The organism is Bradyrhizobium sp. PRIMUS42 (assembly GCF_023006515.1).
In the GTDB taxonomy this organism is placed as follows: domain Bacteria; phylum Pseudomonadota; class Alphaproteobacteria; order Rhizobiales; family Xanthobacteraceae; genus Bradyrhizobium.
The window spans coordinates 1-1,981 of record NZ_JALBGZ010000955.1; the positions used below are offsets into that span (position 1 = coordinate 1).

Genomic DNA, 1,981 nt, shown 5'->3' on the forward strand with positions numbered 1-1,981 from the left:
GATGCCGCTGGCGTTACCGCCCGGCGTTTACCGCAGCGGGCTGCTGCGGCTGCCGAACGGCGCGCAACTGATCGGTGTGCGCGGAGCGACGAAGATTCTCTTCACCGGCGGCGCCTCGGCGATCCAGAGCGACGGCTCTGGCTCCATCGGCCTCACCGGCATCACCGGCATCACCTTCGACGGCGGCAGCATTCCGCTGCCGACGCGCCGCGGGCTGATCCACGTTCTCGGCGGACGCGACGTCCGCATCGCCGATTGCGAGATCATGAACGCGGGCGGCAGCGGGATCTGGCTCGAGCAGGTGTCCGGCGAGATCTCCGGCAATATCTTCACTGACATCGCGTTGACGGCGGTGGTGTCGTTCGATGCCAAAGGCCTCAACGTCTCCCGCAACACCATCATCGGTACCAACGACAACGGGATCGAGATCCTGCGCACCGCGATCGGCGACGACGGCACGCTGGTCACTGACAACCGCATCGAGAACATCAAGGCCGGGCCCGGCGGCTCTGGTCAGTACGGCAACGCCATCAACGCCTTCCGTGCCGGCAACGTGATCGTGCGCGGCAACCGCATCAGGAACTGTGATTACTCGGCGGTGCGCGGCAACTCCGCTTCGAACATCCACATATCAGGCAACAGCGTCAGCGACGTGCGCGAGGTCGCGCTGTATTCAGAGTTCGGCTTCGAAGCGGCAGTGATCGCCAACAACACCGTGGATGGCGCCGCCGTCGGCGTCTCCGTCTGCAATTTCAACGAAGGCGGCCGCATCGCGGTGGTCCAGGGCAACATCATCCGCAATCTGATCCCGAAGCGCCCGATCGGCACCGCGCCGGACGACGACGCCGGCGTCGGCATCTACATCGAGGCCGATTCATCGGTGACCGGCAACGTGATCGAGAACGCGCCGTCCTACGGCATCGTCGCCGGCTGGGGCAAATATCTGCGCGACGTCGCGATCACGGGCAACGTGATCCGCAAGGCCCTGGCGGGTGTCGGCGTCTCCGTCGTTCCGGGCGCCGGCATCGCGCTGGTCAACAACAACATGATCTCGGAGACCCCACGCGGCGCCGTGGTCGGCCTCGATCACGCCCGTGCAGTGACCTCGGATCTGTCAGCGGACGGCGCGCAGCGGTTTGCGCAGGTGGTGCTCGGCGGGAATGCCGTGCGGCGGTAGGCGCGGCTAACAGCCGGGCCGTTCATCCTTCGAGGCTCGCTCCGCGGTGCCCTGCACCGCGAAACTCGCACCTCAGGATGACGGGATATCCTGAGGTTGTCGCAATAAAATTTGACAACCCAAGCACTGCCGTCATCCTGAGGTGCGAGACACGTGGCGCAACGCGCCACGTGGGGAGCCTCGAAGGATGATGTTGTGGGCATCTATATCTACATGCTGAGATGCGCGGATGGCTCGTTCTACATTGGAAGCGCGACCGGCGAGGACACGTCAAAGCGTGTCGATGAGCACAACGCCGGAGCTTATCCCGGATATACTTATTCGAGGCGGCCAGTCGTCCTGGTGTGGTCCGAATATTTCGATCGCATCACCGATGGCATTGCCGCCGAGCGGCAACTCAAGGGATGGAGCCGCGCAAAGAAGGAAGCGCTCATTCGATCGGATTGGGAGGCCGTGAGCCAGTTTGCCCGGCGGCGCGGGGGAATGCCGAGATCGAAGAAGTAGCGCGGTCTGGCGAAAGACGGGCCGTTCATCCTTCGAGCTCCCGATGGGGCGCGATGCGCCCCATCGCTCGCGCCTCAGGATGACGAAACGAGAGGGGTGGCTGCTTCTGCCCTCGCCGCCTTAGAACGCGTTCCTGAGCAGCGGGTACTTGGCCTCCAGGCCGTCCAGGCTGAGGGTGAATTCGACGACGCGGTCGGGGGCCGCGACGATTTCGGCCGCGGGCGGGGCGAACTGGGGCAGGAGCGCTGCCATTGCAGCGGGCGCGGCGACCGGCGGCCTCACAACAGGCGCGGCGAGTGG

The 1,981-nt window shown here is 65.1% G+C and carries 2 protein-coding genes and 1 pseudogene; 2 read left to right on the plus strand and 1 reads right to left on the minus strand.

Translation table 11 applies throughout. The features are described from left to right. The coding region (locus MOV75_RS36165; protein ID WP_247007762.1) for a TIGR03808 family TAT-translocated repetitive protein at positions 1-1,177 on the plus strand (1,177 nt) is incomplete at its 5' end. A 195-nt stretch (positions 1,178-1,372) separates the two neighbouring features. Next, positions 1,373-1,681, plus strand: coding sequence for a GIY-YIG nuclease family protein (locus MOV75_RS36170; RefSeq protein WP_246932278.1), 309 nt, complete (start codon positions 1,373-1,375; stop codon positions 1,679-1,681). 120 nt (positions 1,682-1,801) lie between these two features. On the opposite strand, the pseudogene MOV75_RS36175 reads toward MOV75_RS36170, so the two are convergent. Beyond that, positions 1,802-1,981 (minus strand): annotated as a pseudogene (locus MOV75_RS36175) (TIGR03809 family protein); the annotation flags it as partial.